The 4,326-nt window shown below is 54.5% G+C and carries 5 protein-coding genes, 1 tRNA gene and 1 pseudogene; all 7 read left to right on the forward strand.

What is annotated here, in order from left to right:
- Positions 1-517, forward strand: a pseudogene (locus ACREAY_RS10175) (7,8-didemethyl-8-hydroxy-5-deazariboflavin synthase subunit CofG); the annotation flags it as partial.
- Complete coding sequence (gene cofH, locus ACREAY_RS10180) at positions 507-1,757, forward strand: 5-amino-6-(D-ribitylamino)uracil--L-tyrosine 4-hydroxyphenyl transferase CofH (protein WP_431755665.1); 1,251 nt, start codon at positions 507-509, stop codon at positions 1,755-1,757. The pseudogene ACREAY_RS10175 and the gene cofH, both read left to right, overlap by 11 nt.
- A 49-nt stretch (positions 1,758-1,806) precedes the next feature.
- A tRNA-Trp gene (locus ACREAY_RS10185) sits at positions 1,807-1,940 on the forward strand.
- Between the two features lie 36 nt (positions 1,941-1,976).
- Positions 1,977-3,161, forward strand: coding sequence for an ATP-binding protein (locus ACREAY_RS10190; protein ID WP_431755666.1), 1,185 nt, complete (start codon positions 1,977-1,979; stop codon positions 3,159-3,161).
- Positions 3,158-3,529, forward strand: coding sequence for a response regulator (locus tag ACREAY_RS10195; RefSeq protein ID WP_431755667.1), 372 nt, complete (start codon positions 3,158-3,160; stop codon positions 3,527-3,529). The genes ACREAY_RS10190 and ACREAY_RS10195 overlap by 4 nt, the downstream gene beginning before the upstream one ends.
- Positions 3,530-3,764: 235 nt before the next feature.
- Positions 3,765-4,148, forward strand: a complete 384-nt coding sequence (locus ACREAY_RS10200) for a DUF421 domain-containing protein (RefSeq protein WP_431755668.1) — start codon at positions 3,765-3,767, stop codon at positions 4,146-4,148.
- A gap of 38 nt (positions 4,149-4,186) precedes the next feature.
- Entirely contained in the window at positions 4,187-4,282 is a 96-nt protein-coding gene (locus ACREAY_RS10205; RefSeq protein WP_431755669.1) for a hypothetical protein, read from the forward strand.
- Positions 4,283-4,326: the final 44 nt, after the last annotated feature.

Consider the following 4,326-nt stretch of genomic DNA (forward strand, 5'->3'; position numbering starts at 1 on the left):
CGGCATACTGGCCGGCATCGGCGAAACGCCTGAGGAACTGGTAGATTCGCTGTTTGTGATAAAGGAACTGCACACAAAGTACGGCCACATACAGGAAGTGATACTGCAAAATTTCGAGCCCAAGCCTGAGACCCGCATGTCTGATTTCCCGTCGACGCCAAAAGAATACTTTTTGCGCGCAGTCGCTATTGCCCGGATGGTAATGCCGGAGATGAACATACAGGTGCCGCCAAACCTTAACCCTGTCATATACGGGCGCTACCTCGACGCCGGCATCAACGACTGGGGCGGCATATCGCCAGTCACCATCGACCACGTCAACCCGGAATTTCCGTGGCCCACGATCGACGCCGTAAGGCGGGCGACGGAAGGCAGGGGCAAGCGGCTGCGCGCAAGGCTGCCGGTGTATCCTGAATATTTAGAAGGTGGATTTATATCGGAACGGCTGGCTGATAACATCAGGTTGCTTGCCGACAGGTCCGGGCTTGTAAAGGAGGAGTACCTAAATGGCGCTTGACTCGCTCTTGAAAAACGCCGACCCGATAGTCGCAGGCGCGCTCGACAGGGCGCTTTCTGACAAGGACGTTTCAGTCGACGAGGCCATTGCGCTCTTTGACAGCACGGGCCTTGAAATGAACCTGCTCGTCGCAGTCGCTGACGAGCTGCGCAGAAGGGCAGTCGGCGACATCGTGACGTATGTCGTGAACCGCAACATCAACTTTACAAACGTCTGCATAAAGCAGTGCGGGTTTTGCGCGTTTTCACGCGATTTCCGCGAAGAGGAGGGATACTTTCTTCCAAACGAAGAGATTGTGAGGCGCGCCAAGGAGGCCGCGAGCCTTGGCGCCACGGAGGTCTGCATCCAGGCGGGACTGCCGCCCAAGATGGACGGCCACCTCTACGTCGACATCTGCAACGCGGTCAAGAAAGAGCTGCCAGACATACACATCCACGCCTTTTCGCCCGAAGAGGTGCTCTATGGCGCTGTCAGGTCAGAGTCCGAGACTGGCGATTACCTGAAGATGCTAAAGGAGGCCGGGGTCGGCAGCCTGCCTGGGACGGCAGCTGAAATCCTCGACCAGCCGCTGCGCGACACGATATCGCCAGGCAGGATAAAGGTCAGCGAATGGGTCTCTATCATAAAGCAGGCACACTCTATCGGCATCCCAACGACATCGACTATAATGTACGGCCACATTGAAAACTCGCGCCACAAGGCCGAGCACATCGCGCTCTTGCGAGAGATACAGAAAGAAACCCGCGGCTTTACCGAGTTTGTCCCGCTGTCGTTTGTGCATACCGAGGCGCCGATGTACAGTCACCACACGGTGCAAAACATCCGCTCCGGCGCCGACGGCCTTGAAGTGGTAAAGATGCACGCAGTGGCGAGGGTCATGCTCAACGGCCACATTCCAAACATCCAGGTGTCGTGGGTCAAGGAAGGCGCAAGGATGTCGCAGCTGTTGCTCAATGCAGGCGTGAACGACTTTGGAGGGACGCTCATCAACGAATCGATATCGACTGCCGCAGGCGCGCAGCACGGGCAGCTGATGCGGCCACGGGAAATACGGCAGCTGATACGCTCGGCCGGCAGGGTGCCGGCGCAGCGCTCCACTTCATACAAGTTGTTAAAGACGTACGGCGAAAAGGACGACGAGGAGTCGGCCCTTGACCTGGCGGACAGCTCGCAGTTTGGCTCGTACCATCAGCTGGTGAAGCTGGACAAGTTCCGGTACAGAGACGCCAAGAAACAATAAGACTTATACAGACATATTCCTGCTATCAAAAACACGGTGCCACTGTGGTGGGGTCGTAGCGAAGCCTGGCATCGCAACGGGCTCCAGATCTAACAAAAGGGCTAGTTAGAGCAAGAAACCCGTGGACCAAGGGTTCAAATGATTGCGGTCAATTCCGCGTCAGGATAAATCCCTTCGGCCCCACTTTTTTCAAGCCTTATTAAATAGCGGCAACAAAACATGGCAGTTCCACATATGGGAAACAACAACGGTCAGGATGTCGAAACCCTCTCTGGGTGCATCAGCTCTTGCGGGATGACTGCGGAGGGCTGGTACAAGAACATCTATGACAACTCGCCTAACCTTTACCGGACGATAAACACGGACGGGATTATCCTTGACTGCAACTGGGCGTACGTGAAAACACTCGGATATTCAAATAAAGAGGAGCTGGTAGGGACGTCGATATTTGACTGCACGGCGGAGCAAAGTCTCGACCACATGCGCAAGACGTTTGAAGCATGGAAAAAGTCGGGGCACGTCCAAAACCGTGAAATCTGGCTCAGGCGTAAGGACGGCTCGGCCTTTCCTGCGTTGCTGAGCGCATCGTCTGTCTACGACAAAGCAGGCGCACTCGTCGTAAGCAACACGGTGATTACAGACGTGACTGAAATCTCTAACGCGCGGCAGGCCCTTGAGCAGGCAAACAGCGAGCTGCGGAGCATAGAGAGATCAAAAGACGAATTCATCGCCATGATAAGCCACGAATTAAAGACGCCCATCGTCCCGATGAGGCTGTACACCGACACTTTCATAGAAGGCGGGATGGCGAGCCTGAACGAAAAGCAGGTCAAGGCCATCAAGTCCTTTGCCCGGAACCTTGACAAGCTAGAGAGCCTCGTCGGCGACGTCCTGGACGCGTACAAACTCGACATGGGCAACCTGAAATTCAGCAGGGAAGACGCGCCCGTTGACAGCCTGATAAACGACATTGTGGAGGAGCTCAAGCCCTACACCCTTGACAAAAAGATACAGCTTGACGCGGACATCCGAACCGCCGGCACGGTCCATTGCGACCAAAAAAGGATAGGGCAGGTGATGGCCAACCTGGTAAAGAACTCGGTCGATTTCCTCCCCGCACAGGGGGGCAGAATAGCCATCCGGGCTGAAGGGTATGGTGAGTCTTTTGTCGTCGTTACCGTCGAGGACAACGGCCCCGGCATACCCGCGGATAAAGCGGACGGCCTGTTCAAAAAATTCTATTACGTGGATACCAGCGCAACTCGAAAGCATGGCGGCAGCGGGCTGGGCCTGTCCATCTGCAAGGGGATAGTTGAAGCCCACGGGGGAACCATCTGGCTTGACAAGTCATACGATAAAGGCGCTGCGATAAAATTCACTCTGCCGCGGGAGGGTCCGGCTTGAAAGTTCTCGTCATAGACGACAACGCGGACATTATCGAGGCGGTCTCTATCTGCCTTGACGACGCCGGGGTGGAATACAAGACGATTGACAACGGAAGGGACGGCCTCGATGAAATAAAGGCCCGGCATTACGACCTGATCGTGCTTGACCTTGCGATACCCGAGTTCAGCGGCTACGACATAATCAAGGCATTAAAAGATGACGGCATCCTAGAGTCAAAAAATATCGTTATATCTACGGCTTCTTCGATAGTGGAAAGTGACAGGAATGACCTGCTGGCCTTGGGAGCCAAGGACGTGCTGCCCAAGCCGTATCGCCGCAAGGACCTGATGAGCGTAATAGCGAGGTTCAATCCTGCAAGCAAATAGTTTTTTGCGACGCCGCTTGCTGGAAAAAGCACGTGATCGAAAACCCCTCGGCCCTTTCAGGCCGGGGAATGAACTTGGCGATTCTTTTGGTGTTGGCAGCCTGTTACTGACTGATGGCTGTAGTTAACGAGCCGGGAACAAAAGGCTCGTCATGTATTTTTTGTTACATATTGCAGAAGATTCTACTGTAACTGCCTTTGCTTCCCCTTTAATTTAATCCGGCGCATTATTTTCCATGGCAGAAAGCGACCAACCATTTCCCTTTAATCTTGCAGAGACCGCGTTTGCCATCGACGGCGACTTTCTTGCGTCGGTGATCGTAAGAACAGTTATCATTACCTTTTTCGCGCTCTTTGTGATACGCTGGATGGGGCACAAGGGCCTCGGCCAGCTAAGCATGTACGAGCTGATACTGGTGATAGGGCTGGGCACGGCCATAGGCGACCCGATGATCTACCCGGAAGTGTCTTTTATCCACGCGTTCACGGCGTTGGTGCTCGTGGTGGCGCTGTTCAAGGCGTTTGACTATTTCACGGCAAGGAGCAAGGCGTTTGGAAAGCTTACCACGCCAAAGCCGATACTGCTTGCCAAGGACGGCAGAACCTCAAAGAGGGGCTAAAGGACGCCCGGCTGAGCAGCGACGAATACCAATCCTACATGCGGCTCCATGGCATCCGCGACATCTCGGAAGTCGAAGAGTCGTACCTAGAGCTGAACGGCCAGATAAGCTTCCTAAAATATCCTCATGGCTAACGCTGGGAAAGTTAAAGGCAGTGTAAGCGGGGATGATGCATGAT

This window comes from Nitrososphaera sp. (assembly GCF_050748925.1).
In the GTDB taxonomy this organism is placed as follows: domain Archaea; phylum Thermoproteota; class Nitrososphaeria; order Nitrososphaerales; family Nitrososphaeraceae; genus Nitrososphaera.

What these genes read in the sequence shown, in the direction of transcription:
- cofH (WP_431755665.1), top strand. Translation starts at nt 507, where the DNA reads ATGGCGCTTGACTCGCTCTTGAAAAACGCCGACCCGATAGTCGCAGGC.
- ACREAY_RS10190 (WP_431755666.1), top strand. Translation starts at nt 1,977, where the DNA reads ATGGCAGTTCCACATATGGGAAACAACAACGGTCAGGATGTCGAAACC.
- ACREAY_RS10200 (WP_431755668.1), top strand. Translation starts at nt 3,765, where the DNA reads ATGGCAGAAAGCGACCAACCATTTCCCTTTAATCTTGCAGAGACCGCG.
- ACREAY_RS10205 (WP_431755669.1), top strand. Translation starts at nt 4,187, where the DNA reads ATGCGGCTCCATGGCATCCGCGACATCTCGGAAGTCGAAGAGTCGTAC.